Genomic DNA, 26498 nt, shown 5'->3' with positions numbered 1-26498 from the left:
AGGAAAGAGGCGGTCGCTAGACCCCGGTGATCGCCTGGCCGAACGCGATCAGGTTGCCGTCCGGCGCGACGACCAGCAGTTCGCGCTGGCCGTAGGGCTTGTCCGCCGGACCGTGGACGTCGCGGGGCGGCAGGGTGTCGAGGCGCGGCTTCAACTCATCGTACAGGGCGTCCACGTCGCGGACGTCGACATAGTAGCAGAAGCGGCGGTTGCCCGGCGGCGCGCCGTCCTCGCCCTGCCCGGCCAGGATGCGGACGCCCGCCCCTTCCCGCTCGACATAGGCGTAGTCACCCTCACGGAAGAGGGTCTTGAATCCGAGGATGTCGTTGAAGAACGTCAGCGCCGGCTCAAGCTCGGGCACGTGCATGAACGGCGTGATCTGGATGAAGTTCGACAAGGTCGCTCCCTCCATGGCGGTCGTGTCCAGACGCTGGAAAGCGCCTGGACACTCATAGCATCAGAGCCCGAACAGCTCGCGCGGCATCAGGCCGATCAGGGAACCGGTCAGGCAGGTGGCCAGGAAGCCGGCCATCATCGCCTTCCAGACCAGGCCCAGCACTTCCTGCCGGCGCTCGGGCACCAGCACGCTGAAGCCGGCCACGTTCATGCCGACCGAGCCGATATTGGCAAAGCCGCACAGGGCGTAGGTCATGATCATCCGGGTGCGCTCGTCCAGCAGGGCGGCGCCCGTCTGGGACATCTGGATGAAGGCCGTGAACTCGGTGAGGATCAGCTTGACGCCCAGCAGGCCGCCGGCGGTGCCGGCTTCCTTCCAGGGGATGCCCATCGACCAGGCCAGGGGCGCGAAGACCACGCCCAGGCCGCGGGCGATGCTCAGCGGCTGGCCGCCGACGTCCGGCAGGGCGGCCAGACCCTTGTCGACCATGGTGGCCAGGGCCACGAAGACGATCAGGGTGGCGCCGATGTTCAGGGCGATCTGCAGGCCGTCGGTCGTGCCCTTCATGACGGCGTCGATCGAGCTGCCATAGGTCTTGTCGTCGATGTTGAGGTCCAGGCTGGAGACCTTTTCCATCGGATCGGCCGGCACGATGATCCGGGCCAGCAGCACGCCGGCCGGGGCCGAGATGATCGAGGCGGTCAGCACGTGGGCGGCGGCGTTGGGCAGGACATCGGCCAGGATGGTCACATAGGCCACCATGGTCGAGCCGCTGACGCAGGCCATGCCGACCGCGATCAGCATGAACAGTTCAGACCGCGACAGCTTGTCGAGATAGGCGCGGATGAAGATCGGGCCTTCGATCTGGCCCATGAAGATGGTGGCGGCGGTGGCCAGGGCCGGCGGGCCGCGCAGGCCCAGGGTCTTCTGGAACACAAAGCCAAAGCCCTGCGCCGCCCATTTGAGAATCTTCCAGTGCCAGAGCAGCGCCGACAGGGCGCAGACCACCAGGATCACCGGCAGGACGCGGAAGGCGAAGATGAAGCCCAGGCCCGGATTGCTGACCGGATAGGGCTGATCGCCGCCCGCCAGGAAGCCGAAGATGAACATGGTGCCGGCCTGGGTCGAGGCCGACAGGCCCTCGACCGCGCCATTGACGCCGCGCAGCAGCGTCTGGGCCTGGGGAAGTCCGAACAGCAGCAGCACGAGGCCGACCTGGACGACGATGGCGCCGATGGCCAGCACCCAGGGGAAACGCTTGCGATTCTCGGAGACCAGCCAGCAAAGGGCGAGGGTGAGCGCCAGACCCGCGAGGGCTTGAACGTTCTCGGGACGAAACATCAAGACAGAAGAACCTTTGAACTAGGCGACGCCCCCGCGACGTCGGCCAAGGGCCGAGATTGACACCAAGTTTACCGTTAGAGGCAAGCGGCTTGCGCGCCTTGCGCCGCAGGAAGGGACTTGTGCCGTCAGGACGGCAGGATCTCCCCCGCCCCCGACCCTCCCGACGATAGGCTGTATCGCCGGAAGGACCGGAGGAAAGGGATGACTTCAGGCCGTGGCGCTGACAGAGCCGGCGGACGCCGAACTGGATGTCATCGCGGTGTTCAACTGCGCCAGCAGCTTCTGCATCAGGTCTGAAGCCACACTGGGCCGGGAGTCGCCGGCGCCTGACCCGCCGCCATTGCTCGCGGCGCCCGCGAGGGCGCTGCCGCTCGAGTCCTGAACCGCGCTGAGGGCGTCCATCAACACGTCGAACTCGGATGTCGACAGCGATCCGTCTTCATCGGTGTCCAGAGAGGCCAGCAGCTCGCTGGCCGAGACGGTTCCATCCTCGTTGGTGTCGCGGGTGTCATAGGTCGTGCTGGAACCGCTGGCCCCAGACGACGCCGAGGCGCTCTGGCCGGCGGCCTCAGACGGCGGCGGACCACCCGGCGGCGGACCGCCCATGCCCTGCAGGGCCGACTGCGCAGAGGACAGGCCCGAGGCGATCTCGTCGGACGACAGGGCGCCGTCGGCGTCGGAATCGAGCGCGGTGATCATGTCCTCGGCCATCTTGCCTTCCAGGCCCAGGCCCTTGGCCTGTTCCGGCGCATTGGCGGCCAGGGCGGTGGAAATCTCGTCGGCCGACATCAGGCCGTCGGCGTCGGTGTCACCGTTGCCGAGGATCGAACCGGCGTCCGAGCCCAGCATCTGCACCGACATCAGCGAGCGCAGTGTGTCGCCGCTGAAATTTCCGCCGGGGCCGCCCTGCCCGCCCATGGGCGGCGCAGGGGGGCGATCGCCGCCGCCCTGCACTTTCTGCCCAATCGACTGGAACTCGGTCAGCGACAGCGCGCCGTCGGAATCGGCGTCCGCCGTGGTGAACATCGACTGTTGAAGCTGCCGCATTTGCTGCGCCAGCGATGAGGAACCGACACTTGAGACGGTCATTGCGCTCTCCTTTCAGATTGCAGCGCCCGACCCCAAAGAGCGGAGCGCCCGCGCCGAGTAAGCCGGCGCACGCAATGACCAGCGAAAAACATTCCATATTTCAGCATGTTACCGGCTGGAAACATCGAGGAAAGCTGCACCGCTGAAACCCCGGCGCCCCCGCCACGCCGCCGGATGCTCCGCCTTACCCCGATTTAACTTGGCCGCTGGATGAACGCCGGTCATTGCTGCAACCCTTGATTGGGGGAGCATTTTTCGCATGTCGCTGGCCTTGGCCACTTTGCTTTACGAGTGGCGTCGATACATGGCGGCCGTGGTCGCCCTGGCGTTCTCGGGCCTTCTGGTGCTGGCCCAGGTCGGCATGTTCGTCGGCATCGGCAAGGGCTTCACCGCCCAGATCGACCGGGCGCGCGCCGACATCATGGTGCTGGGCCCCGGCGCCAAGGCGCTGTTCGGCGGTCCCTCGGGCCTGCCGCGCCGCATGATTCCGCTGGTCTACAGCCACCCGGAAGTGACCCAGGTCGCGCCCCTCGACGGGTCCGGCGGCCGGTTCCAGAACATCCTGACCCCCGAGGAGCAGGCCAAGATTGACGCCCGCACCAAGGCCGCCGCCAAGGGCGGCAAGCCGGCCGGAGGCGAAGGCGGCGGTCGCAAGACCGAGTTCGTCAACGTCACCGTGATCGACGCCATCCCCGGCTATGTGACCGTGCCGACCGACTACACCCAGTCGATGGTCGAGGCCCTGCGCCAGCCCTATGCCGTGGCCGTCGACCAGACCGCCCTGAAGCGCCTGGGCGTCAAGAAGGGCGACAAGGCGATCTATAACGGCAAGACCATCAATATCGCCGTGGTCACCACCGGCTATCCCAACATCATCCAGCCCACCCTGGTGATGTCGCGCGACACCCTGCGGATGCTGGGCGAGGCGGACACCGGCCAGCGGGTCGGTCCCCTGATGGTGCAGATCCGCGACCCGGCCCGCGCCGAGATCGTGGCGGCCCAGCTGAACAAGAAGGCCGACGGCAAGTTCCGCGCCTGGACCCGTCAGGAACTGGCCGACGCCAATTCCAGCGCCATGCTGGACGACCAGATCATCGGCATCATGCTCGGCTTCTCGGCCTTCCTGGGCCTGCTGATCGGCGTCGCCATCACCTGGCAGACCCTGCGCGGCGCGATCATGGCCAATATCAAGGAGTTCGCCTCCCTGCGCGCCCTGGGCGTGTCGATGGGCGACCTGCGCAACATCGTCATGGAGCTGTCCTTCTGGGTCGGCATCGTCGGGGTCGGGGCCGCCGGTCTGCTGACCTGGCTGGTCACCCTGCTGGCCAGCGCCGGCGGTGTGCCGATGTACTTCCCGCCCAGCCTGATCATCACCGTCGCGGTCTTCCTCGTGTTGATCGCCATGCTCTCCGGCTTCCTGTCGCTGGGCATCCTGAAGAACAGCCAACCCGCGGACCTGCTGCGATGAGCAACGATCACAGCCACCTGCGCGGCCAGAGCGCCCTCTCGGCCCAGGGCCTGGTCAAGCGGTTCAAGACCGGCCGGACCTTCATCGAGGTCCTCAAGGGCGTGGACTTCGACGCCAAGCATGGCGACGTGACCATGGTCATGGGCCCCTCGGGCTCGGGCAAGTCGACCCTCGTGGCCGCCCTGTCCGGTCTGCTCAAGCCCGACGAGGGCAAGGTCACCGCGCTGGAGGCCAATGACCTCTGGTCGCTGTCGGCCGGCAAGATCGACAAGTTCCGCCTCGACCACTGCGGCTTCATCTTCCAGGGCTTCAACCTGTTCCCGGCCCTCACCGCCAAGCAGCAGGTCATGACCGTTCTGAAGTACCAGAACGTGGGCCCCGGCGAGGCCTCGCGCCGCGCCCAGGCGGCGCTGGAGTCGGTGGGCCTTGGCCCGCGCGTCAATCAGCGGCCTTCGGAACTGTCGGGCGGCGAGAAGCAGCGGGTGGCCATCGCCCGCGCCCTGGCCAAGAACCCCAACCTGATCTTCGCCGACGAGCCGACCTCGGCCCTCGACGGCAAGAGCGGCGAAACCGTCATCAAGCTCCTGCGCGCTGCGGCGACCGAGCGCGGCGCGGCGGTGATCTGCGTTACCCACGACCCGCGGTTGGAGGCCTATGCCGACCGCGTCATCCACATCGAAGACGGCCGGATCCTGGACGACGTGCGTAGAACGCCCGACGCCAATCCCGGTCCGCTCAGCCACTGATTTCTGGGGGAAACTGATATGTTCGGCTTTTTGCGCCGCCCAATGTTCTGGATCGTCATCGTCGTGCTCGCCGCTGGCGGCGGCGGGTTCTTCTACATGAAGGGCCAGGCGGCCGAGAAAAAGAAGAAGCTCGAGGTGGCTGCGGCCCAGGAAGAGCCCAGCCCCTATGCGGCCATCGCCAACGGCAAGGCCGATGTCGAGGGCGGCATCATCCAGGTCGCCGCCCGTCGCGGCGGCGTGGTCGAGGCCGTCTATGTCCAGGAAGGCGACGTGGTCGTGAAAGACCAGATCCTGGCCCGCCAGCAGAGCGACGAGGGCCGCCTGTCCGTCGAACGCGCCAGCGCCGAAGTCGACCAGGCGCGCGCCATGATGAACGCCACCCGCGTCCAGCTGACCACCGCCCAGCGCGAGCATGCGCGTCTCAGCAAGCTGACCGCCAGCAACTTCGTGGCCGGCACGCGCGTCGATGCGGCGTCAGACGCCATCGCCAACGCCCGCGCCACCCTGGCCGCCCAGCAGGCCCAGGTCGCCACCGCCGTCGCCCGCAAGAACGAGGCCCAGTACAACCTGGAACTCACGGTGATCCGCGCGCCGATGAACGGCCGCATCGCCCGCCGCTACGCCAATCCCGGCGCCGGCGCCTCGACCCTGAACGTGTCCAACATGTTCGACCTCGAGCCCGACACCCAGCGCATCGTCCGCGCCGAGATCGTCGAGGCCGACATCCCCAATGTGGCCAACGGCCAAGAGGTCGAGATCCAGCCCGAGGGCGATCCCGACAAGGTCTATATCGGCAAGGTCCTGCGTCGCGCCGCCGTGTTCGGGGCCCGCAAGCTGGCCTCCGACGATCCCAGCCAGCGCAGCGACGAGCGCGTGGTCGAGGTGGTGGTCAGCGCCGACGGCGCCCCGCTGCTGGTCGGCCAACGCGTGCTGGTCAAGTTCATGAAGCCCGGCAAGAAGGCCGGCGTGAAGCGCAACAAGCCGACCGCCCCCGTCGGCGGCGGCATGACCAAGCCGAGCTAGCCAACCCGCTTCCAGAGACCACGAAGCGCCGGGCGGTTCTCCGCCCGGCGTTTTTCGTTGCGGCTCAGGCCTTCCAGGTCCTCAGCCGCAGGGCGTTGCCGATCACGCTGACCGAGCTGAACGCCATGGCCAGGGCGGCCAGCTGCGGCGTCAGGGTCAGGCCGAAGGCCGGATACAGCGCCCCGGCCGCGATCGGCACGCCGGCGGCGTTGTAGGCGAAGGCGAATGCCAGGTTCTGGCGGATGTTGCGCATCACCGCCCGCGACAGCGAGCGCGCCCGGACCACGCCCATCAGGTCGCCGTTCAGCAGGGTGACGCCGGCCGCCTCCATCGCCACATCGGCGCCCCCGCCCATGGCGATGCCGACATCGGCAGCGGCCAGGGCCGGGGCGTCATTGACCCCGTCCCCCGCCATGGCCACAGACGCCCCCTCGGCTTTCAGCCGTTCGACAACCTGGGCCTTGCGGTCGGGAAGCACCCCGGCCTCCACCTCATCGATGCCCAGAGCGCGAGCCACGGCCATGGCGGTGACCTCATTGTCGCCGGTCATCATCAGCACGCGAACGCCCTGGTCCTTTAGCGCCTTGATCGCCGCGCGGCTGGACGGACGGATGGGGTCCTTGATCGCCAGCAGCCCGGCGGCCACGCCGTCCAGCGCCACGAAGACCACTGTCGCCCCCTCGCCTCTCAGCGCCTCGGCGCCCTTGGCCAGATCGGTGACCGCGATCGCCAGATCGGACATGTAGGGCTCGGCCCCGATCGCCACGCGGCGGCCCTCGACCAGACCGGTCACGCCGCGTCCCACGGGCGAGTCGAACCCGGCGACCTCGGCCAGGGCCAGCTTGCGCGCCTCGGCGGCCTCGACGATCGCCTTGCCCAGCGGATGCTCGCTGCCGCGTTCCAGGCTGGCGGCCAGGCGAAGGAGCTCGTCCTCCGTCACCCCGACGGTCTGGATGGCGGTCAGGACAGGTCGGCCCTCGGTGAGGGTGCCGGTCTTGTCGACCACCAGCACGTCGATACGCTCCAGCCGCTCCAGAGCCTGGGCGTCCTTCAGCAGGATGCCCGCCTGGGCGCCGCGCCCGACCCCGACCATGATCGACATCGGCGTGGCCAATCCCAGGGCGCAGGGACAGGCGATGATCAGCACCCCCACGGCCGCAACCAGGGCGTTGGCCAGGCGCGGCTCGGGCCCGACCAGCGCCCAGGCCGCGAAGGCCAGGACGGCGGCGGCGAGCACGATGGGCACGAACCAGGCCGCGACCCGGTCGGCCAGCCGCTGGATCGGCGCGCGCGACCGCTGGGCCTGGGCGACCATGGCCACGATCCGCGACAGCAGGGTGTCGCGCCCGACGCGCTGGGCCTGCATGACAAAGCCCCCGCTCTTGTTGATCGCCCCGCCGACCAGCAGCGAGCCTGGCGCCTTGAGGACCGGCATCGACTCGCCGGTGACCATGGCCTCGTCGACATGACCGCGCCCTTCCAGCACCACGCCGTCGACGGGAATTGTCTCGCCCGGCCTGACCCGCAGCCGGTCGCCCACCAGAATGGCGTCGATGCCGACCTCGGCGTCCTGGCCGTCGGCGCCGATGCGCCGGGCCGTGCGCGGGGCCAGATCCAGCAGGGCGCGGATGGCGCCCCCGGTGCGCTCGCGCGCGCGCAGTTCCAGCACCTGGCCCAGCAGCACCAGGACGGTGATCACCGCCGCAGCCTCGAAATAGACCGGCGCCTGTCCGTGATGACCCTTGAAGCTGGCGGGCAGCAGATCCGGCGCCAGGGTCGCGACCAGCGAATAGAGATAGGCCGCGCCGGTCCCCAGGGCGATCAGGGTGAACATGTTGAGGCTGCGCGCCAGGATCGACGCCCAGCCACGCTGGAAGAACGGCCAGCCCGTCCACAGCACAACCGGCGAAGCCAGAGCCAGCTGGATGAAGGCGTTGGCGCGGTCCCCCCAGGGCGGCATCAGGCCAAACAGGTGCGCGCCCATGTCCAGCACGAAGACCGGCAGGGTGAGGACCAGAGCGATCCAGAACCGCCGGGTCATGTCTGTCAGTTCGGGATTGGGGCCATCGTCAAGCTGCGGCGCCTCGGGCTCTAGCGCCATGCCGCAGATCGGACAGACACCGGGCCCCACCGTCCGAACCCTGGGATGCATCGGACAGGTGTAGAAAGATCCAATCGCGGCAAGTCCCGGCGCCGCGCCTTTGGGAGCGTGGGCAGGGTGTGGCGGATGGTCAGGCATCGCGAGGTTCTCCTGGCGTCCGGCCTTCGCCATATGCCTCTGCGGCCCATGACACTGTGATCAGGATCAAGGCTCGGACACGGAACGCCTGAGCGGCGCAAAACGTCTGGGCCGCGCGGCGCCGGCGCCCTTGACGCCTCCCCTCCCGCGCCGCACAAACGCGCCAAACCAAACACGCGTTTGAGGGAGACTAGGGCATGTCGGACATCCGTTTTGACGGCAAGGTAGCGATCGTTACGGGCGCAGGTGGCGGCCTTGGCCGACAGCACGCTCTGGAACTGGCCCGTCGCGGCGCCAAGGTGGTGGTCAACGATCTGGGCGGTAGCGTCGACGGTTCGGGCGGCTCGTCAGACGCCGCCCTGAAGGTCGTGGAAGAGATCAAGGCCGCCGGCGGCGAAGCCATCGCCCACGGCGCCTCGGTGACCGACGACGTCGGCGTCGCCGACCTGGTCAAGACCACCATGGACACCTGGGGCCGGATCGACATCCTGATCGCCAATGCCGGCATCCTGCGCGACAAGACCCTGAGCAAGATGGAGCTGGCCGACTTCGAGGCGGTCATGCAGGTCCACGTCTGGGGCACGTTCAAGCCGATCAAGGCGGTCTGGGACATCATGAAGGCCCAGAACTACGGCCGCATCGTCGTGACGACCTCGTCGTCGGGCATGTACGGCAATTTCGGCCAGTCCAATTACGGCGCGGCCAAGATGGCGGTGCTGGGCCTGATGAACACCCTCAAGCTGGAGGGTCAAAAGAACAACGTCCACATCAACGCCATCAGCCCGGTCGCCGCCACCCGCATGACCGAGGGCCTGATGCCGCCCGAAGTGCTGGCCAAGCTGGCGCCCGAGGCGGTCACGCCAGGCGTGATGTATCTGGTCTCCGACGAAGCCCCGACCGGCGCGATCCTGACCGCCGGCGCCGGCGCCTTCGCCCTGACGCGCCTCTATGAGACCGAAGGCGTCTATCTCAGCGACGGCGAACTGTCGGCCGAGGGCATCCGCGACCATTGGGGCCAGATCACCGCCGAAGACGGCCAAAAGGCCTATTTCAACGGCGGCGAGCAAGGTCAGAAGTTCTTCCGCAAAATGGCGGGCGGCTGACAATAGTCTCGTAGTGAAAGCGGCCCCTTTGGGGCCACATTCGCGCCATTACTGACATAACAGCGTTTGAAACGGGGCCTTCGCGGCCCCGTTTCTTTGACTGCATGTATAAAATTCACCCCACAACCGAGAAATAGCGACGGTTTCTGACTTAATCCGGTAGACGCGGCGCTCCTCCAGCGCCGCAAGACGCTTGGGGACTTCTCCTCCCCAAGAAGGTCTCGTCAGTTCATGACTTTTTCGCGTAACCGCCTCGCCGTCGGCGTGGCTTTTGGCGTGCTCGTCGCCGCCTCCCAGGCCTCCGCTTCGGCCTTCTATCTGCAGGAACAATCGGTGCGCGGCGCAGGCCGGGCCTATTCGGGCGAGGTCGCTGATCGCGGCGCATCCAGCCTGTGGTGGAACCCCGCCGCGATCGCCGGCCTGGAGGCCCATGAGGTCTATGGCGGTCTGCACGCCATCCAGGTCGATTCCGACGTCACCAACAACGGCTCGACCATCACCCGCCCCGTGCCGGTGACGACGGCGATCGGCGGCGACAGCCGCGTCTCCAAGCCGATCAAGAGCGGCGTCGTGCCCAACTTCGCCAGCGCCTGGCGGATCAATGAGCACCTGACCCTGGGCCTGTCGCTGGCTGCGCCCTAAAATTTCACCACCGAATATGGTCCGCGCAGCTGGACCCGCTATGACGCGCTGAAGTCGCGCCTGACCACGGCCGACCTCCAGGGCACGGTGGCCTGGCGCGTCAATGACAAGCTGGACCTCGGCGTTGGCGTCAGCGCCGTCCATGCCGACGCGGAACTGACCAACGCCCTGCCCAACATCTCGCCGCTGCAGGCCGATGGCCTGCAGTCACTCAAGGGCGACGGCTGGACCTATGGCTGGACCGTGGGCGCGCAATATCGACCCACCCCGGCCCTGACCCTGGGCGCCAGCTACCGCGCCAAGGTCGAACAGACCCTGAAGGGCGAGGTCGCCGTCTCGGGTCTGCTGGCGCCCATCCCGGCGTCCAGCAACTTCAAGACCGCCGGCGAGGCCCAGATCACCACCCCCTGGATGGCCATCATCGGCGCGCGCTGGGCGGTCAATGACCGCGTTACCCTGAACGGTTCGGTCAGCCGCATCGGCTGGAGCCAGTTCGACGCCATCCGCGTCAAGTACGCGACCTCGGGCTCGACCAGCGTCCAGGACTACAAGGACATCACCACCGCCGCCGTCGGCGTCGACTATCAGGCCAGCCCGCGCCTGACCCTGCGGGCCGGCGTGCAGTACGATCCGACCCCGACCCCGGACATCGGCCGCACCGCCCGCGTGCCGGACGGCAACCGCATGATGTATGCGGCCGGCGCCACCTGGGCGGCCAAGCCGAACCTGAAGCTCGACGCGGCTCTCAGCTATATCGGCTTCGAAGACACGAAGATCAATCGCACCGACGTGACGGCGACCAGCTCGACCGTCAACCTGCGCGGCGATGTGACGGGGTCCGCCGTCGTGATGTCGACGGGCGCGCGTTTCAGCTTCTAGGGCTGACGTGAGCTAGGCAGGAACAGGCCGTCCGGGCCGTGCTCGGACGGCTTTTCTGGCCCCTATGCGCCTGTACGGGCTAGGCAACCTAGTTCCTGACAATGCCCCACAACGCCTTCGCGGCCCCGACAAACGCCCGGGCCGCCGCACTGTCGGGCTTGCCCAGCACCACGGGTACGCCGTGATCGCCGCCTTCGCGGACAGCCAGTTCGATCGGAACCTCCGCCAGCACCGGCACGCCCAGCACCTTGGCCTCGGCCACGCCGCCGCCGGAACCGAAGATCGGGATCGGGGCGCCGGTCGAAGGGTCGGCGAAGAAGGCCATGTTCTCGATCAGGCCCAGGATCCGGGTGGCGGTCTTGCCGAACATGATCGCGGCGCGGCGCGCGTCGATCAGGGCAATCTCCTGCGGCGTGGTGACCAGCACGGCGCCGTCGATGCGCAGTTTCTGCACGAGGGTCAGCTGCACGTCGCCGGTGCCCGGCGGCAGGTCGACCACCAGGATGTCGAGCGGCGCGGCTTCCGAGCCCCAGGCAACCTCGTGGATCATCTGGCGAACGGCCGACGAGGCCATGGGACCGCGCCAGATCATAGCCTTGTCTTCATCGACCATGAAGCCGATCGACATGATCTTGATCCCGTGGGCCTCCAGGGGCTGAAGTTTGCCGTCCTCGAAGCTGGGTTCGCCATTGACGCCCATCATGCGCGGCCCGGACGGGCCATAGATGTCGGCGTCCAGCAGGCCGACCTTCAGGCCCATGGCGTGGAAAGCGCAGGCCAGGTTGGTGGCGACGGTGGACTTGCCCACCCCGCCCTTGCCGGAGGCCACGGCGATCACGTGTTTCACATGGGCGGGCTTTTCGGCTTCCGGCGGCGGGACCATGCGGGCCTTCGGATCCTCGGACACCTTGGCGCCCTTGCGCACCCGGGTGGCGCCCTCGGCGGCCTGGGCGGTCAGCACCACCTGGGCGACATCGACCCCCGGCAGGTCGGCGAGGGCCTTCTCGGCGGCCTCGCGCACAGGCGCATAGGCGGCCGTCTTGGCGACCGGGACCTCCAGCATGAAGCCGGCGCGACCATTGCGGACCACCAGGCCCTGCACCAGTCCGGCAGCCACAAGTCCCTGCCCGGTCAACGGATCGACGATGAGATCCAGGGCCGCGCGGGCCTCGTCGAGGGTGGTTGAAGCGGCGCCGGTCACGTCTATGTCTTGCCTTGTGGGGTGGGGGTCCTCATATCCGCGTGTGGGGAACGATTTACAATCCCCGCTGAAAAATCAAAATCCGACGGGAAGACAACGCCGCCCATGCCTTGGAACGACAATGCCGGCCCTGGTCCCTGGGGTTCTCCGCCGCCGAATGGCGACAAGGACAACACGCCGCGCCCTGGTCCGCGCCGCCCATCGGGCGGACCTCGCGATCCCCAGACCCCGATCGACCTGAACCAGGTGATCGAAGATCTGACCGCGCGCCTGCGCGGCTACTTTCAGGGTCCTGACCGGCCCCGCGCCATCGCCACGGCGGCCGGCGCCGTCGTCGCCCTGTGGGCAGTGACGGGCGTCTATGTCGTCCAGCCCAACCAGCAGGGCGTCGTCAGCACCTTCGGCGCCTTCTCGCGTGTCGCCAATCCGGGCCTGCGCTATCACCTGCCCTTCCCGGTCGAGAGCGTCGAAAAGGTCTCGGTCAGCGAGATCCGCACGACCGACATCGGCGCCACCGGCACGGACGGTGGCGAAGAGCGCCTGATGCTGACCAGCGACGAGAACATCGTCGACCTGGCCTTCTCGGTGCAGTGGCGGGTGTCTGACGCCCCCAGGTACCTGTTCAATGTCCGCGATCCCGAGAGCGTGATCCGCGCCGTCGGCGAGAGCGCCATGCGCGAGGTGGTCGGCAAGACCGCCCTGACCCCCATCCTGACCACCGGCCGCGGCCAGCTTCAGCTGGAGGCCGAGGTCCTGATGCAGCAGATCCTGGACCGCTATGACGCCGGGGTCTTCGTCGAAAGCGTGCAGATCCAGACAGCCACCCCGCCGCCCCCGGTCATCGACGCCTTCCGCGACGTGCAGCGCGCCAGCCAGAACGCCCAGTCCGCCGCCAACGTGGCGCGGGGCCGTAGCGCCGAGATCGTCCAGCAGGCCAAGGGCTATCGCGAGCAGGTCGTGCGCGAAGCGGCCGGTGAAGCCGCCCGCTTCAACCAGATCTATGACCAGTACAAGCTGGCCCCGGCTGTGACGCGCGAGCGCCTCTATCTTGAGACCATGCAGCGCGTGCTGGCCAATTCGAACAAGGTCATCATCGACAGCAAGGGCGCCAGCGCCCCGGTGATCCTGCCGCCCGACGCGTTCCGCCCGCGGACCGCCACCGTGGTCAAGTCCATCGACGGAGCCGCCCAATGATCCGTCCGCAAAACCGTCTCACCGCCCTCGGCGCCGCCGCCGGCGCCCTGCTGGTCCTGCTGGGTTCGACCGTCTATCAGGTCGATCAGCGCCATCAGGCCCTGGTCATCCGCTTCGGCGACCCGATCCGCGTGGTCCGCACGCCGGGCCTGCACCTGAAGGCGCCGTTCCTGGATCGCGTGGTCAAGTTCGACAACCGCAACATCGCCCTGAACGCCGACCAGGAAGAAGTGATCGCCGCCGACCAGGAGCGCCTGGTGGTCGACGCCTTCGTCCGCTACCGGATCAGCGACCCGCGCCAGTTCTACAAGACCCTGGGCGATGAGACGAAGGCCAAGGACCGGCTGGAACGCATCGTCAACGCCTCGCTGCGCCAGACCATCGGCCGGGCCAATTCCGAGGAAGTGATCGCCGGCAAGCGCGCCGTGGTCATGGCCGCCATCCGCGACGAGGTCGGCCGCCAGGTGAAGGCTTCCGATCTGGGCGTCCAGATCATCGACGTGCGCATCCGCCGCGCCGACCTGCCCGAGGCCAACCAGAAGGCCGTGTTCGAGCGCATGCAGACCGCCCGCCAGCAGGAGGCCGCCCAACTGCGCGCCATCGGCGAGCAACAGAAGCGCGAGATCGTGGCGACCGCGACCGAAGAAGGCGAAAAGATCCGAGGTGAAGGCGACGCCCGCCGCGCCGAACTGTTCGCCTCCAGCTTCGGCCGGGACCCCAACTTCGCGGCCTTCTATCGCTCGATGCAGGCCTATGAGGCGTCGCTTGGTCAGGGAGACGCCACCCTGGTGCTTTCCCCCGACAGCGCCTTCTTCAAGTACTTCCAGCGCGGACCGCAAGCGCAGTAAGAACCGGGGCCGCGAGATTCTCTCGCGGCCCTTTTTCTTTCGAGGAAGACCATGCGTCGTCTCGCGGTTCTCGCCTGTCTTTTCGCCTGCCTGGCTTCAGCGCCCGCCCTCGCCGCGCCGCTTGAGGTGCGGGTGGTGGTGGTCACCGCCTTCGAGATCGGCGAGGACACCGGCGACAAGGCCGGCGAGTTCCAGGCCTGGGCCCAGGTCATGCCGGAGAAGATCCCGTTCAAGACCGGCTTTCGCGACCTGCGCTATGACCCGGCCCGCAAGGTGCTGCTGCTGTCGACCAGCATGGGCACCAACCGCGCGGCGATCTCGACCCTGGCCCTGGGCCTTGATCCGCGCTTCGACCTCTCCAAGAGCTACTGGCTGATCGCGGCCATCGCCGGCGTCAATCCCAACCAGGGCTCGGTCGGCTCGGCCGCCTGGATCGGCGCGGTGATCGACAGCGACTTCGGCTACATGATCGACCCGCGCGAGACGCCCAAGGCCTGGTCGATCGGCCAGATCCCCCTCCACCGCAAGGCGCCCTATGAGGGACCTCCGGCGGCGGACAACGAGAACCTTTTCCCCCTGAACCTGGGCCTGCGCGACTGGGCCTTCGATCTGACGCGCGACGCGGCCATCGCCGACAACGACGCCCTCAAGGCCCTGCGCGCGCCCTATGTGGGCCTGCCCAAGGCCCAGACGCCGCCGATGGTGCTGAAGGGTGACGAGGTCAGCGGCCAGGCCTTCTGGCACGGCGAGATCCTCAACCGGCACTACGAGGCCTGGGCCAATTACTGGACCGGCGACCAGGACGGCTTCGTGATGACCGGCATGGAGGACACCGGCGTCCTGGCCGCAGTCGACGCCCTGGGCCGCGCGGGCCGCGCCGACCCCCGGCGCGTGCTGGTTCTGCGCACGGCCAGCAACTACACCACCCAGCCGCCCGGCGGCGACGCGGCGACCAACCTGCTGGGCGAGCAGACTGGCGTTCCGGCCCTGCAATCCTCGCTCGACGCGGCCTTCAAGGTCGGCGGCGTGGTGGTGGATGAGCTGTCGAAGAACTGGCCGCGCTACGCCGACGCGGTTCCGGGGAAATAGTCACAGACCTCGCCGGGGAGAGCGGTATCTGGACTAACGCTCCACCACGCCGCGCTGCATCGGGGCCAGCTTGGCCAGCAGCTTGTTCTGCGCGAAGAAGGGCACGCCCTCCTTCTCCATCGCCCACTGCAGGTTTTCGACCATGGCGTTGAAGTCCCGGTTGGTGACGCCCATGTCCTTGTGGACGCTCTTCATGTCGCGGCCGGTATAGTCGCAGCCGCCACCCAGCACGTAGCAGAACTGCTCGGCCAGGGTCCGCTTCAGTCGGGGAAGATCGGTGGTGGCGAAGATCTCCTTGATGCGCGGGTCGGCCAGGCTGCGATCGACCATGTCGGCCGCGATGCGCGCCAGGCCGTCCTTGCCGTGGAAGGCCTCGAACACCCGGGTGTCGGTCAGGGGCGTGGCGTGCGCATTGGCGTTGGACTGCGCATAGGGATCGACCGGCTGCTCAGCGGGCGGAACGGCGTCCTGCGCCAGGGCGGCGCCGGCAAGGCCAAGGGTGACGACGGCGGCCAGGGCCGCGCTCCGGGTGAAACGATGCATCGCGCGCTCTCCTAGAAGCCGGCCTGCAGCGAGAGATACAGGCCCCGCTGATCCTGGAACGTGGCGATGTCGCCCAGATCGACATAGGCGGCCGTCACAGACACCGTCTTGTTGATCGCATAGGCGGCGAACAGGTCGACCCAGTCATCTTCTCTGGCGAAGCCCAGGTTGCTGGGCTTGGTGCGGTATTCGGCCCCGACCGCCAGGCGCTTGCTGAGCAACACGGCGGCCGAGCCCTCGAACTGGGCCTTGTAGCTGTCGTTCCGGTCGCCGCCGAAGCCCAGCAGGCCGATCTGGTTGGCCTTTGTCATTCGCACCGCCCCGCTCAGGACAAGACTCTTGTCGAGCAGCAGCTTGGTGGCCGCGACATAGTAGTCGACGCCGCTGTCATGCCGGCCGCCGACAGCCTTGATGATGGCGCCCTGATTGTTCTTCTTGAATTGCGCGCCGACCGAGACCTGCGGAACCCAGCTGTCCTGCTCATAGACGGCGTCGCCCAGCACCCGCAGCTTGGCGCCCACGATGTCCTGCTTGAAGGTGAACCCCTTGCCCAGGCCCAGCTTGGCGCCCGTGGCGCCGGTGTCGAATTCCTGGCGGGCGACCGACAGCTCGACTCGATCGTACAGGCCGATCGCAGCCCCCGCAGCGCGCAGCTGGTAGTCGGGAACATCGACATAGGTCGCATGGACCTTGCCGCCGACGCCATTGCGGGTCTCGTTGCCGGCGATGACGCCCCAGGTGGCGAGACCGCCGCCCGCCCCGCCTTCGAGGGCGGTGACGCCGCCCGTCAGCAGCAACTTTCCGCCGGTCTCGATCTCGGCGGCCGCCGCGCCGGTGGCCAGGCTCAGAGCTCCGGCCATGACACAGCCAAAAGCCGGAAGGATCCTATAGTGAAGCTTCATCGGCCCTCGGCGCGTCTCGACAGTCCAGTTGCCGAAAGTCGTTCAGAAGACTTTACAGAACCTTTCAGCTTAACCCTGTCGCTCGACAAGATGTCGTGGCGGGACATTCACGTTAACGGCGATTTCATTCGAGAGACGCTAGTACTGCGTGATGAAATTCGCCCTTTCACTTCTCATGGTTGCGTTCATGGGCAGCGCCGCCTGGGCCGGCAGCCTGACCGTCACGGTGCGCGGCGCCGACGGCAGGCCCGTTCCCGATGCGGTCGTCACGGTCAATCCAGGCGGCCAGCCTGGTCGTGGGCCAATCAAGTTCCCCTGGCCTTATCGCGTCGCCCAGCAGAACATCCAGTTCTCGCCCTTCGTGCTGATCGTGCCGGCGGGCGCCGAGGTCTCGTTCCCCAATCTCGATAAGGTGCGCCACCACGTCTATTCGTTCTCGGCCGGCAACAAGTTCGAGCTGAAGCTCTACGGCCGCGAAGAGAACCGCACCGTGAAGCTGCCCGCCGTCGGCGTGGCCGCGATCGGCTGCAACATCCACGACCAGATGGTCGGCTTCATCAAGGTGGTCGACACCCCCTATGCGGCCAAGAGCGACGACGCCGGTGTGGCGACGGTCCGTGACATCCCGTCGGGGCCCGTCGTGGTGCGGATCTGGCATCCGTATCTGCGCGGCATGAAGAACGAAAAGACCCTGACCACCACCGCGATCGGCGGCGGCGACAGCCGCGAGTCGGTGTCGATCGAGCTGCGCGCTCCGGCGCACCACTAGAGGACGGCCGTGTTCCATCGCCTCCAGACCAAGCTGACGGTGCTCTATGCCGGGCTGTTCGCCCTGGCGCTGAGCCTTGTCGCGGTGACGGTCTATCTGGCGATCGCCGCCAACGCCCAGCAGGCGGTGCGCAAGGAACTGTCGACCAGCGGCACGGTGTTCGACAGCGTCTGGGCGCTGCGCACCCAGCGCCTGCGCGACGGCGCCGACCTGCTGGCGCGCGACTTCGGTTTCCGGGCGGCCGTGGCCACCCACGATGTTCCGACCGTCGAGTCCGCCATCACCAATCTTCGTCAGCGCATGGGCCTGGACCTGGCCTTCATCGTCGGGGTCGATGGCGATGTGGTGGGCCTGGATCCCGCCCGGCTGGATCTCGAGAAACTGTGGACGGCGCTCGACGCCGGCGACGACGCCCAGGGCGTATTCGTCGTCGATGGCGCGCCCTATCAGGTCATTTCGGCGCCGATCCTGGCCCCAAGCCTGACCGGCTGGATCGTCTTTGCCGCCAAGCTGGACGACAGGGAAATGCGAGCCCTGGAGCGCCTGTCGGCCATCGAGCTGGACGCCCAGGTCTTTGACCGGCGCGGCGAGGGCTGGATCACCGACGATGCGGGCTCCGACGCCAAGCGGTTTGGCGCCTATGTCGAGACAGCCCTGCGCGACAGGATCGCCGAGCCCAGCCTGCTGAAGGCCGGCGGCCAGAACGACCTGATCCTCGTCAAGCCGCTGAAGGCGCTGGGCCAGGACGGCGCTGCGGCGCTGGTCCTTCGCTATCCCATGGCCAAGGCGATGGCGCCGTATCGCCCCCTGTTCGCCGCCGTGATCATCGCCGGACTGATCGGCGCAGCCCTGGTGGTCGTGGCCAGTTGGGCCCTGTCACGTGGCCTGGCCCGGCCCATCACCGCCCTGGACGACGCCGCCCGCCGCCTGCAACGGGGCGAGGATGTCCGCGTTGAGGTCCAGACCCAGGACGAGATCGGCCGCCTGGCTGACAGCTTCAATCTGATGGCTGCGGAAATCCGGGACCGCGAAGCCACGATGATCCATCAGGCCCTGCACGACGAGGAAACCGGCCTGCCCAACCGTCGCGCCCTGGAGCGCGAGATCACCACCCGCCTGGCCAGTGCCGCCGAGGGCGAGCAGGTCATCATCAGCGCCGTGGGCCTGGACCGCTTCACCTTCGTGCGCGGCGCCATCGGCTATTCGCTGGCGACCCAGCTGATCGCCGATCTGGGCGAGCGGATCATGGCCATCACGCCGGGCCTGCTGGTCGGCCGCCTGACCACCTCGACCCTGTGCGTCGTCTCCAGCCTCACAGACCTAGCCGTCCTGACGCCGCTGATCGAGGTCGAGGCGAAGGCGCTCGACAAGCCGATCCGCGTCGGCGGCGAACTGGTGGATGTGCACCTGACCCACGGCCTGGCCGCCACCACGGCAGGCGCTCTGGATGCGCCCAGACTCATTGAGCAGGCGCTGATCGCCCTGGACCAGGGCCGCGCCGCCAACCGCAAGGTCATGCTGTTCGACCCTGTCGCCTATGGCGACCCGGCCGGCAACCTGTCGCTGATGAGCGACATGCTGGACGGCGTGGCCACCGGCGCCCTGTTCCTCAATCACCAGCCCAAGCTGGATCTTCGTTCCGGCAAGATCACCGGTGTCGAGGCCCTGGTGCGCTGGAACCATCCGACGCGCGGCATGATGCGTCCGGACCTGTTCGTGGAAATGGCCGAAGAGACCGGCCACATCCGCGCCCTCACCGACTACGTCCTGAGCCAGGCCATCGCCGACCAGAAGGCGCTGCGCGCGGCTGGTCACGACGTGCTGATGTCGGTCAACGTCTCTGGCCGGCTGATCGACGACGCCGACTTTGCCGATCGCGCCATCGAGCAGGTCACCCGCGAAGCCGCCCGCGTCTGTTTCGAGATCACCGAGACGGCTGTGATCGGCAATCCCGATGTTGCGTTGGGGGTGCTGGAACGCTTCGAGGCCGCGGGCATCCCGGTCTCGATCGACGACTATGGCTCGGGCCTGTCGTCCCTGGCCTATCTGAAGCAGATCCGCGCCGAGGAGCTGAAGATCGACAAGGCCTTCGTGCTGTCGCTGCAGGCCGGCGGCAAGGACGCCCTGCTGGTCAAGTCGACCATCGACCTGGCCCACAGCCTGGGCATGAAGGTCACCGCCGAGGGCGTCGAGACCCGCGAAGCCCTGGCCCTCCTGCAACTGATGGGCTGCGACCTGGCGCAGGGCTATCACATCGCCAGGCCGATGGGGCTGGAGGCGCTGACCGCGTTCCTGGGCGGCTGGTCGATTGAACTGCCGGAGCAGGTCCAGACCGAGGCGCTAAAGCAGGCCTGAAGCCTCTCGCCCGCTCGCTCAGGCCGAGGCCTTCAGCAGGTCCAGCACCACGTGCAGGCTGTCGGCGATGTGGACGCACTTGTCGTGCATCTCTTCATTGGGATCGAGGATGTCGGGCACCATCACCGTCATCATGCCGGCCGCATGGGCGGCGCGGACGCCGGGATGGGAATCCTCCAGCGCCAGGCAGTGGGCGGGATCGACGCCCAGGCGGCGGGCGGCTTCCAGATAGGGATCGGGATGCGGCTTGTGGCGCACGACGTCGGCATTGGCGACCACCGCGTTGAACCGGCTCAGCAGGTCAAAGCGCCCCAGATACTTCTCGACCGACACCATGCCGTTGGAGGTGGCGATGGCGCAGGGCAGGCCCAGGTCATCCAGATGGTCGAGGATCTCGATCACCCCGGCCTTGAGCTTGGTTTCGGCTTCCAGCAGGTCCTCGACGTCGGCCCAGACGCGCTCAAAATAGGCCTGGATCGGAAAATCCTCGCCATAGAGTTCGCGCAGCAGGATGGCGCTCTCGGGATTGGTCTTGCCCACCATCGACGCATAGATCTCGCCGGTGAAGACGACGCCGAACACCGAGCCGGCCTCGATCATGGCGGCGCGATAGACGATCTCGGTGTCCAGCAGCAGCCCGTCCATGTCGAAGATCACCGCCTCGACGCGGCGCGGGAAGCTCATGCGGCGAACTCTGAAGTCTTGTAGCCCTGGAAGTAGAGCAAGGCGGTGAGGTCGGCATGATCGACCTTGGCGTGGGCCTGGGCCGCCACGATCGGCTTGGCGCGATAGGCAACCCCAAGGCCGGCGGCCTCGATCATTGCCAGGTCATTGGCGCCGTCGCCGACAGCCAGCGCGTCGCCCGGGGTCAGACCCAGAAGCGCGGTCTCCTCGATCAGGGCGGCCAGCTTGGCCTCCTTGCCCAGGATCGGATCGCCCACCTGGCCGGTCAGCTTGCCGCCCTCTTCGATCAGGGTGTTGGCGCGGTTAAGGTGGAAGCCCGCCGCCTGCGCCACGCGGGTGGTGAAGAAGGTGAAGCCGCCCGAGACCAGGGCGCAGCGCGCGCCGTGGGCCGCCATGGTCCGCACCAGGGTCTCGGCCCCGGGATTGAGACGCACGCGATCGTCGTAGCAGGACTGCAGGGCGTCGACCGACAGGCCGGTCAGCATGCCGACCCGCTCGCGCAGGGCGCCCTCGAAGGCCAGCTCGCCGCGCATGGCCCGTTCGGTGATCTCCGAGACCTGGGCCTTCACCCCGGCGAAGTCGGCCAGCTCGTCCAGGCACTCGACGTTGATGATGGTCGAGTCCATGTCGGCGATCAGCAGACGCTTCCTGCGGTTCTCGACCGGCTGGATCGCGAAATCGACCGGCAGGTCGGCGAGCAGCGCCTCGAGCGGCGCGACGGCGGCGCCATCAAGCAAGAAGTCGGCGGCCAGGGCTCCCAGAGGCGCAGGACGGCTGGACAGCGCCGCCTCGACGCGCGACACGGCTTGAGCGTAAGCGGCGGGATCAGCGCCCACCACGGTGAGGACAGTCGGGATCATGGAGAGCTTGGACATTGCGCCTCGCATCTGGCTGATCGCCGGCCCGACCGCAAGCGGCAAGTCGGCCTACGCCCTGCGTGTGGCCCAGGAAATCGGCGGCGAGATCGTCAATGCCGACTCCATGCAGATCTATGCCGACCTGCGCGTCCTGACCGCCGGCCCCTCGCCCGACGAGATGGCGGCTGTCCCGCATCACCTGTTCGGCACGGTTGACGCCGCTGAAACCTGGTCGGTCGGCAAATGGCTGGAAGCGGCCATGGTCGCCCTGCGCGACATCGACCATCGCGGCAAGCCGGTCGTCGTGGTCGGCGGCACCGGCCTCTATTTCCGCGCCCTGACCCATGGCTTGGCCGACGTGCCGGCGGTGTCGGAAACCCAGCGCGAGATTTCCGGCCTGCTCTATGCCGCACAGGGCGAACATGAATTTCGCGAAGACCTCGCCAAGCTCGATCCCGAGGCCGCCGCCCGCATCGAGATCGGCGACCGACAGCGCCTGTTGCGCGCCCACGCCGTCGCCGTCGCCACAGGCCGGTCCCTGACCGCCTGGCAGAACGACACCCGCCCCTCGCTGGCGCCGGGCAGCTGGAAGGGTCTGGTCCTGGATCCGCCGCGCGCCGACCTCTATGCCCGCTGCGACGCTCGCCTTGGCGTGATGGTGCAGAACGGCGCCCTGGAGGAAGTGGCGGCCATGGAAGCCCGCGGCCTCAGCCCCGCCCTGCCCGCCCTCAAGGCCCTGGGCTACCGCGAACTGGCGGCCCACCTGCGCGGCGAGACCACCCTGGACCAGGCCCTCGACGCCGCCCGCCAGGAAACCCGCCGCTACGCCAAGCGCCAGCTGACCTGGTTCAGGAACCAGACGCCGGATTGGGAGCGGGTTTGACCCGCTTTCGTCCGATCACAAGGAAGCCATGATGTCCGACCTCAACGCCCTCGCCGAACGCGTCGCAGAGCGCCTGACCGCGCGCGGCGAGACCCTCGCCATCGCCGAGTCCTCTTCGGGCGGCCTGATCTCGGCGGCCCTGCTGGCTGTGCCGGGCGCTTCGAAGTTCTATGTCGGCGGGGCGGTCGTCTATACGGCCCGGGCCCGGCTGACCCTGATGGACATCCCGCAAAAGGCCATGGACGGCCTTCGCTCCGCCAGTGAACCCTATGCCGTGATGCTGGCCCGGGTGGCGCGCAAGAACCTGAAGGCGACCTGGGGCCTGTCGGAAACCGGCGCAGCCGGGCCGGACGGCAACCGCTATGGCGACCTTCCCGGCCACACCTGCACGGCCGTGGTCGGCGAAGAGGTGTCGGTCAGCGCCACTCTGGAAACCGGCGTCAACGACCGTCCCGCCAACATGCAGGCCTTCGCGGTCGCCGCGCTGACGCTGCTGCTCGACACTCTGGACGGGTGAATTGGGACAATAAGGCACATCCATGCCTTCAAACCCGCCTTGACGCCCCCTTTCGCGCATGGCATCACCCTTTCCGTAGCTTTGGAGCAAGACTCGTGCGCAAAACCATGATCGTACTTATGGAGCGGCTGTCCGCGATGTGACCTTGAAGTCACGTCGTAGTTCAGTCGCGCGCGCAAAGGTCCTTCGGGACCTTTTTTCTTTTCAGCCTCCCCCTTCCCGCATCCCCTACGGACCACCGCCATGACCGCCCACCAGACCATCGAGAGCCAGGCTCCCAGCGAAACCATCGACCGCGCCATGACCGGCGCCGAGATCGTGGTTCGCGGCCTCGTGGACCAGGGCGTCGAGGTGCTGTTCGGCTATCCGGGCGGCGCCGTGCTGCCGATCTATGACGCGCTGTTCCATGAGCCGCGCCTGCAGCACATCCTGGTTCGCCATGAACAGGGCGCGACCCATGCCGCCGAAGGCTATGCGCGCAGCTCGGGCAAGCCGGGCGTGGTCCTGGTCACCTCGGGCCCGGGCGCGACCAACGCCATCACTGGCATCATGGACGCCCTGATGGACTCCATTCCGATGGTCGTCATCACCGGCCAGGTGCCCACCCACCTGATCGGCACTGACGCCTTCCAGGAAGCCGACACCGTCGGCATGACCCGCTCGTGCACCAAGCACAACTATCTGGTCAAAGACGTCCGCGACCTGCCGCAGATCATCCATGAGGCCTTCAAGATCGCCACCACCGGCCGTCCTGGCCCGGTGCTGATCGACATCCCCAAGGACGTGCAGTTCGCCAAGGGTGAGTATTACGGCCCGAACGAGGTCGCCTCGACCCACGCCTACAATCCCAAGACCAAGGGTGAGGCCGGCCGCATCGCCGAGGCCGCGAAACTGATCGCCCAGGCCCGCCGGCCGATCTTCTATACCGGTGGCGGCGTCATCAATGCCGGCCCCAGGGCCAGCGCGCTGCTGCGCGAGTTTCAGGCCCTGACCGGCGCGCCGGTCACCTCGACCCTGATGGGCCTGGGCGCCTTCCCGGCCGCCGATCCGGCCTGGCTGGGGATGCTGGGCATGCACGGCACGTTCGAAGCCAACAACGCCATGCACGATTGCGACGTGATGATCTGCGTCGGCGCCCGCTTCGACGACCGCGTCACGGGCCGACTGGACGCCTTCTCGCCGGGCAGCAAGAAGATCCACATCGATATCGACCCTTCGTCGATCAACAAGAACGTCCGCGTCGACCTGCCGATCATCGGTGACGCCGCCAGCATCCTGGAAGACCTGATCGCGGCGTGGAAGGCGGCTGGCCACCAGCCCAACAAGCCTGCGCTGGGCGACTGGTGGGCCCAGATCGATGCGTGGCGCGCTCGCCAGTGCCTGAAGTATCGCGGCTCGGAAACCACCATCAAGCCGCAGTACGCCATCGAGCGCCTCTACGAGCTGACCAAGGGCCGCGACACCTACATCACCACCGAGGTCGGCCAGCACCAGATGTGGGCCGCGCAGTTCTATCGCTTCGAGGAGCCCAATCGCTGGATGACCTCCGGCGGCCTGGGCACCATGGGCTATGGCCTGCCCGCCGCCGTCGGCGTGCAGATGGCTCACCCCGGCAGCCTGGTCATCGACATCGCCGGCGAAGCCTCGATCCAGATGTGCATCCAGGAACTGTCGACGGCCATCCAGTTCAACCTGCCGGTCAAGATCTTCATCATCAACAACGAGTGGATGGGCATGGTCCGCCAGTGGCAGCAGCTGCTGCACGGCGAGCGCTACAGCCACTCCTATTCCGACAGCCTGCCCGACTTCGTGAAACTGGCCGAGGCCTATGGCGCGGTCGGCATCCGCTGCAGCGACCCGGCCGAGCTGGACGAAAAGATCCTGGAGATGATCAACAGCGACAAGGTCGTGGTCTTCGACTGCCGCGTCGAGAAGCACGAGAACTGCCTGCCGATGATCCCCTCGGGCAAGGCCCACAACGAGATGATCATGGGCGACGTCGAGGACATCGGCAACGTCATCGGCGAGGCTGGGGCGGGGCTGGTTTAGGCCGCCCCTCGCCCTTCGGTTCCTCTTTGCTTAGAAACGATCCCATGCCCAACGCTCCCGCCGCCTCCGGATCCGCTTACGACATGCCCACTGCAGCCCAGGCCGAGCAGACGGCGACCTTCGCCCTGCTGGTCGACAACGAACCGGGCGTGCTGCACCGCGTGGTCGGGCTGTTCGCCGCGCGCGGCTACAACATCGAAAGCCTGACGGTCGCCGAGACCGATCACAAGGCCCACACCAGCCGCATCACCGTGGTCACCCGCGGCACGCGCCACACCCTGGACCAGATCGAAGCCCAGCTTCACAAGGTGGTCAATGTCCGCCGCGTCCACGACGTGACCCGCGACCCCAATGGCGTCGAGCGCGAGCTGGCCCTGGTCAAGGTGCGCGGCTCGGGCGCCGACCGGGTCGAGGCCCTGCGCATCGCCGACATCTTCCGCGCCAAGCCGGTGGACACCACCCTGGAGAGCTTCGTGTTCGAGATTTCGGGCGCCCCGTCCAAGATCGACAAGTTCCTGGACCTGATGCGCCCGCTGGGCCTGGTCGAGCTTTCCCGCACCGGGGTGCTGTCGATCGAGCGCGGCTTTGAGGGAATGTAGCCCGCCCCTTCCCTCGCCGCCCCCGACCCCCTATATTGAGTTTGTCCGGTCTCGGCCGGACTATGGGGATAAACGCGCACGTAATAAGCGGACTGGACCCGGGTGCGATTCCCGGCGGCTCCACCAATCTCTCCCGAGTTATCACGGGACTGCATGGGGCCGATCAGCATCGACAGACGTGTAAAGGTGTAATGCTTTCTCTCGGCGTGGCTCACCGTATCGGGCCGCTAAACTAACTGCGAACGATAACTTCGCTGAAGAGTTCGCTATCGCCGCGTAATGCGGTTCTAGTGAATTCGCGCCTTAAGTCCTAGGGGTTCAGATCCTTAGGCGGGGCCCGGAGGGAGCCTGCCAACAGAATCCCTCCACTTTCCAAAAGTGGTAGCCGAGGCTCCCTCCTCTCTTTCGAGAAGGAATGCGGGAGCCTGCCAACAGAATCCCTCCACTTTCCAGACGTGGAGGCGCGACAGAAGCGCGCGACTTAACCATCCTTGAAATTTGTGGTCCCTGAGAGGGTTCCCGCACCTTTGCCGCGAGGGCGTGACGCGCTAGGCTGAGACTCTTTATCAGTTCCCCAGTTTCTTGACGGACCGCATGGCCCCCACCAACCCGCCTGAAGACCTTATGCAATACGAGGCCATGGCCCAGGACGCCCTGCGCGGCGTCGTGAAGGCGGCCCTGCGCAAGGCGGCTGCCCCCGGGGGTCTGCCCGAACCGCACCACCTATACATCACGTTCAAGACCCAGGCGGCCGGCGTGTCGGGTCCGCAGGACCTGCTGGGCAAGTATCCTGACGAGATGACCATCATCCTGCAGCACCAGTACTGGGACCTGGCGCCGGGCGAGACCTTCTTCTCGGTCACCCTGAAGTTCGGCGGTCAGCCCAAGCGCCTGTCGGTGCCCTATGCGGCCGTGACCCGCTTCTACGATCCGTCGGTGCAGTTCGCCCTGCAGTTCGAGGCCCCCGAGGTGGTTCCGCCGGAACCTACCGTCGAGCCGGAGCCGGAAGCCCCCACCGAAGGCGGCGGCGATGATGCGCCCAAGATCATCTCCCTCGACCAGTTCCGGAAGAAGTAGC

General features: G+C 67.3%; 23 protein-coding genes, 1 other RNA gene and 1 pseudogene. 16 read left to right on the top strand and 9 right to left on the bottom strand.

The window, feature by feature from the left end:
* Positions 1 to 16: 16 nt before the first annotated feature.
* The 3 genes from ACW176_RS12320 to ACW176_RS12310 all read right to left on the bottom strand — a co-directional run bounded on the left by ACW176_RS12320 (position 17) and on the right by ACW176_RS12310 (position 2788).
* Positions 17 to 397 (bottom strand): bleomycin resistance protein, encoded by a 381-nt coding sequence (locus ACW176_RS12320; RefSeq protein WP_492057746.1) that lies wholly within the window; start codon positions 395 to 397, stop codon positions 17 to 19.
* A gap of 60 nt (positions 398 to 457) precedes the next feature.
* Positions 458 to 1738, bottom strand: a complete 1281-nt coding sequence (locus tag ACW176_RS12315; protein WP_419317612.1) for a NupC/NupG family nucleoside CNT transporter — start codon at positions 1736 to 1738, stop codon at positions 458 to 460.
* Positions 1739 to 1948: 210 nt separating this feature from the next.
* A complete protein-coding gene (locus ACW176_RS12310) occupies positions 1949 to 2788 on the bottom strand; it encodes an EF-hand domain-containing protein (RefSeq protein ID WP_492109335.1) in 840 nt (279 codons plus the stop codon).
* Positions 2789 to 3089: 301 nt separating this feature from the next.
* Here ACW176_RS12310 and ACW176_RS12305 point away from each other — a divergent pair, with 301 nt between their 5' ends.
* The 3 genes from ACW176_RS12305 to ACW176_RS12295 are packed head-to-tail and all read left to right on the top strand — an operon-like array spanning position 3090 to position 6067.
* On the top strand, positions 3090 to 4298 hold the full coding sequence (locus ACW176_RS12305) for an ABC transporter permease (RefSeq protein ID WP_492109334.1): 1209 nt from the start codon (positions 3090 to 3092) through the stop codon (positions 4296 to 4298).
* Positions 4295 to 5044 carry an ABC transporter ATP-binding protein gene (locus ACW176_RS12300; RefSeq protein ID WP_419317615.1) on the top strand — a complete coding sequence of 250 codons (750 nt, stop codon included), beginning with the start codon at positions 4295 to 4297 and terminating at the stop codon, positions 5042 to 5044. Before ACW176_RS12305 ends, ACW176_RS12300 begins: the two co-directional genes overlap by 4 nt.
* 18 nt (positions 5045 to 5062) lie before the next feature.
* A complete protein-coding gene (locus tag ACW176_RS12295; RefSeq protein ID WP_492109333.1) occupies positions 5063 to 6067 on the top strand; it encodes an HlyD family secretion protein in 1005 nt (334 codons plus the stop codon).
* A 64-nt stretch (positions 6068 to 6131) separates the two neighbouring features.
* Here the strand turns inward: ACW176_RS12295 and ACW176_RS12290 are convergent, their stop codons facing one another.
* Positions 6132 to 8306: a copper-transporting P-type ATPase gene (locus ACW176_RS12290; RefSeq protein ID WP_492109332.1), complete on the bottom strand. Its 2175-nt coding sequence runs from the start codon at positions 8304 to 8306 to the stop codon at positions 6132 to 6134.
* A gap of 197 nt (positions 8307 to 8503) precedes the next feature.
* Between ACW176_RS12290 and ACW176_RS12285 the strand changes: the two genes are divergently transcribed.
* Both ACW176_RS12285 and ACW176_RS12280 read left to right on the top strand, forming a co-directional pair.
* Entirely contained in the window at positions 8504 to 9409 is a 906-nt protein-coding gene (locus ACW176_RS12285) for an SDR family NAD(P)-dependent oxidoreductase (RefSeq protein WP_492109331.1), read from the top strand.
* A gap of 231 nt (positions 9410 to 9640) precedes the next feature.
* Positions 9641 to 10930 (top strand): annotated as a pseudogene (locus tag ACW176_RS12280) (outer membrane protein transport protein).
* An 88-nt stretch (positions 10931 to 11018) separates the two neighbouring features.
* Here ACW176_RS12280 and ACW176_RS12275 read toward each other — a convergent pair.
* Positions 11019 to 12131 (bottom strand): Mrp/NBP35 family ATP-binding protein, encoded by a 1113-nt coding sequence (locus ACW176_RS12275; RefSeq protein ID WP_492109330.1) that lies wholly within the window; start codon positions 12129 to 12131, stop codon positions 11019 to 11021.
* 105 nt (positions 12132 to 12236) lie between these two features.
* Between ACW176_RS12275 and hflK the strand changes: the two genes are divergently transcribed.
* Genes hflK through ACW176_RS12260 form a run of 3 tightly spaced genes read left to right on the top strand, consistent with a single transcriptional unit; the run spans position 12237 to position 15262 of the window.
* Positions 12237 to 13325, top strand: coding sequence for an FtsH protease activity modulator HflK (gene hflK / locus ACW176_RS12270; RefSeq protein ID WP_492057755.1), 1089 nt, complete (start codon positions 12237 to 12239; stop codon positions 13323 to 13325).
* Positions 13322 to 14173, top strand: a complete 852-nt coding sequence (gene hflC / locus ACW176_RS12265) for a protease modulator HflC (RefSeq protein WP_419254815.1) — start codon at positions 13322 to 13324, stop codon at positions 14171 to 14173. Before hflK ends, hflC begins: the two co-directional genes overlap by 4 nt.
* Before the next feature lie 51 nt (positions 14174 to 14224).
* Positions 14225 to 15262: a purine nucleoside permease gene (locus tag ACW176_RS12260; protein WP_492109329.1), complete on the top strand. Its 1038-nt coding sequence runs from the start codon at positions 14225 to 14227 to the stop codon at positions 15260 to 15262.
* A 33-nt stretch (positions 15263 to 15295) separates the two neighbouring features.
* Here the strand turns inward: ACW176_RS12260 and ACW176_RS12255 are convergent, their stop codons facing one another.
* Entirely contained in the window at positions 15296 to 15805 is a 510-nt protein-coding gene (locus ACW176_RS12255) for a group I truncated hemoglobin (protein ID WP_492109328.1), read from the bottom strand.
* Positions 15806 to 15816: 11 nt separating this feature from the next.
* Positions 15817 to 16665 (bottom strand): DUF3034 family protein, encoded by an 849-nt coding sequence (locus ACW176_RS12250; RefSeq protein WP_492109327.1) that lies wholly within the window; start codon positions 16663 to 16665, stop codon positions 15817 to 15819.
* Between the two features lie 193 nt (positions 16666 to 16858).
* Here ACW176_RS12250 and ACW176_RS12245 point away from each other — a divergent pair, with 193 nt between their 5' ends.
* Complete coding sequence (locus tag ACW176_RS12245) at positions 16859 to 17476, top strand: cupredoxin domain-containing protein (RefSeq protein ID WP_492109326.1); 618 nt, start codon at positions 16859 to 16861, stop codon at positions 17474 to 17476.
* A 9-nt stretch (positions 17477 to 17485) separates the two neighbouring features.
* The gene (locus ACW176_RS12240; protein WP_492109325.1) at positions 17486 to 19831 is read left to right on the top strand and encodes a putative bifunctional diguanylate cyclase/phosphodiesterase; all 2346 of its coding nucleotides are present in this window, start codon (positions 17486 to 17488) and stop codon (positions 19829 to 19831) included.
* Between the two features lie 18 nt (positions 19832 to 19849).
* Here ACW176_RS12240 and ACW176_RS12235 read toward each other — a convergent pair whose 3' ends face one another.
* Both ACW176_RS12235 and serB read right to left on the bottom strand, forming a co-directional pair.
* Positions 19850 to 20515 carry an HAD family hydrolase gene (locus ACW176_RS12235; protein ID WP_492109324.1) on the bottom strand — a complete coding sequence of 222 codons (666 nt, stop codon included), beginning with the start codon at positions 20513 to 20515 and terminating at the stop codon, positions 19850 to 19852.
* The gene (gene serB, locus ACW176_RS12230) at positions 20512 to 21390 is read right to left on the bottom strand and encodes a phosphoserine phosphatase SerB (protein WP_492109323.1); all 879 of its coding nucleotides are present in this window, start codon (positions 21388 to 21390) and stop codon (positions 20512 to 20514) included. Before serB ends, ACW176_RS12235 begins: the two co-directional genes overlap by 4 nt.
* Between serB and miaA the strand changes: the two genes are divergently transcribed.
* From miaA to ACW176_RS12200, 6 genes are all read left to right on the top strand, one after another.
* Complete coding sequence (gene miaA / locus ACW176_RS12225; RefSeq protein ID WP_492111924.1) at positions 21371 to 22255, top strand: tRNA (adenosine(37)-N6)-dimethylallyltransferase MiaA; 885 nt, start codon at positions 21371 to 21373, stop codon at positions 22253 to 22255. The genes serB and miaA overlap by 20 nt on opposite strands.
* A gap of 31 nt (positions 22256 to 22286) precedes the next feature.
* Positions 22287 to 22772: a CinA family protein gene (locus tag ACW176_RS12220; RefSeq protein ID WP_419317631.1), complete on the top strand. Its 486-nt coding sequence runs from the start codon at positions 22287 to 22289 to the stop codon at positions 22770 to 22772.
* A 243-nt stretch (positions 22773 to 23015) separates the two neighbouring features.
* Positions 23016 to 24821: an acetolactate synthase 3 large subunit gene (locus ACW176_RS12215; protein WP_492109322.1), complete on the top strand. Its 1806-nt coding sequence runs from the start codon at positions 23016 to 23018 to the stop codon at positions 24819 to 24821.
* A 44-nt stretch (positions 24822 to 24865) separates the two neighbouring features.
* The gene (gene ilvN / locus ACW176_RS12210) at positions 24866 to 25420 is read left to right on the top strand and encodes an acetolactate synthase small subunit (RefSeq protein WP_419317633.1); all 555 of its coding nucleotides are present in this window, start codon (positions 24866 to 24868) and stop codon (positions 25418 to 25420) included.
* Between the two features lie 4 nt (positions 25421 to 25424).
* Positions 25425 to 25790, top strand: a transfer-messenger RNA (tmRNA) gene (ssrA, locus tag ACW176_RS12205).
* A gap of 224 nt (positions 25791 to 26014) precedes the next feature.
* The gene (locus ACW176_RS12200) at positions 26015 to 26497 is read left to right on the top strand and encodes an SspB family protein (RefSeq protein ID WP_419317635.1); all 483 of its coding nucleotides are present in this window, start codon (positions 26015 to 26017) and stop codon (positions 26495 to 26497) included.
* The last annotated feature ends 1 nt before the right edge of the window (position 26498 follow it).

Source organism: Caulobacter sp. FV1ye13L, from assembly GCF_058681155.1.
Note: the sequence above shows the minus strand (reverse complement) of the source record. Positions and strands in the feature narration are given on the sequence as shown.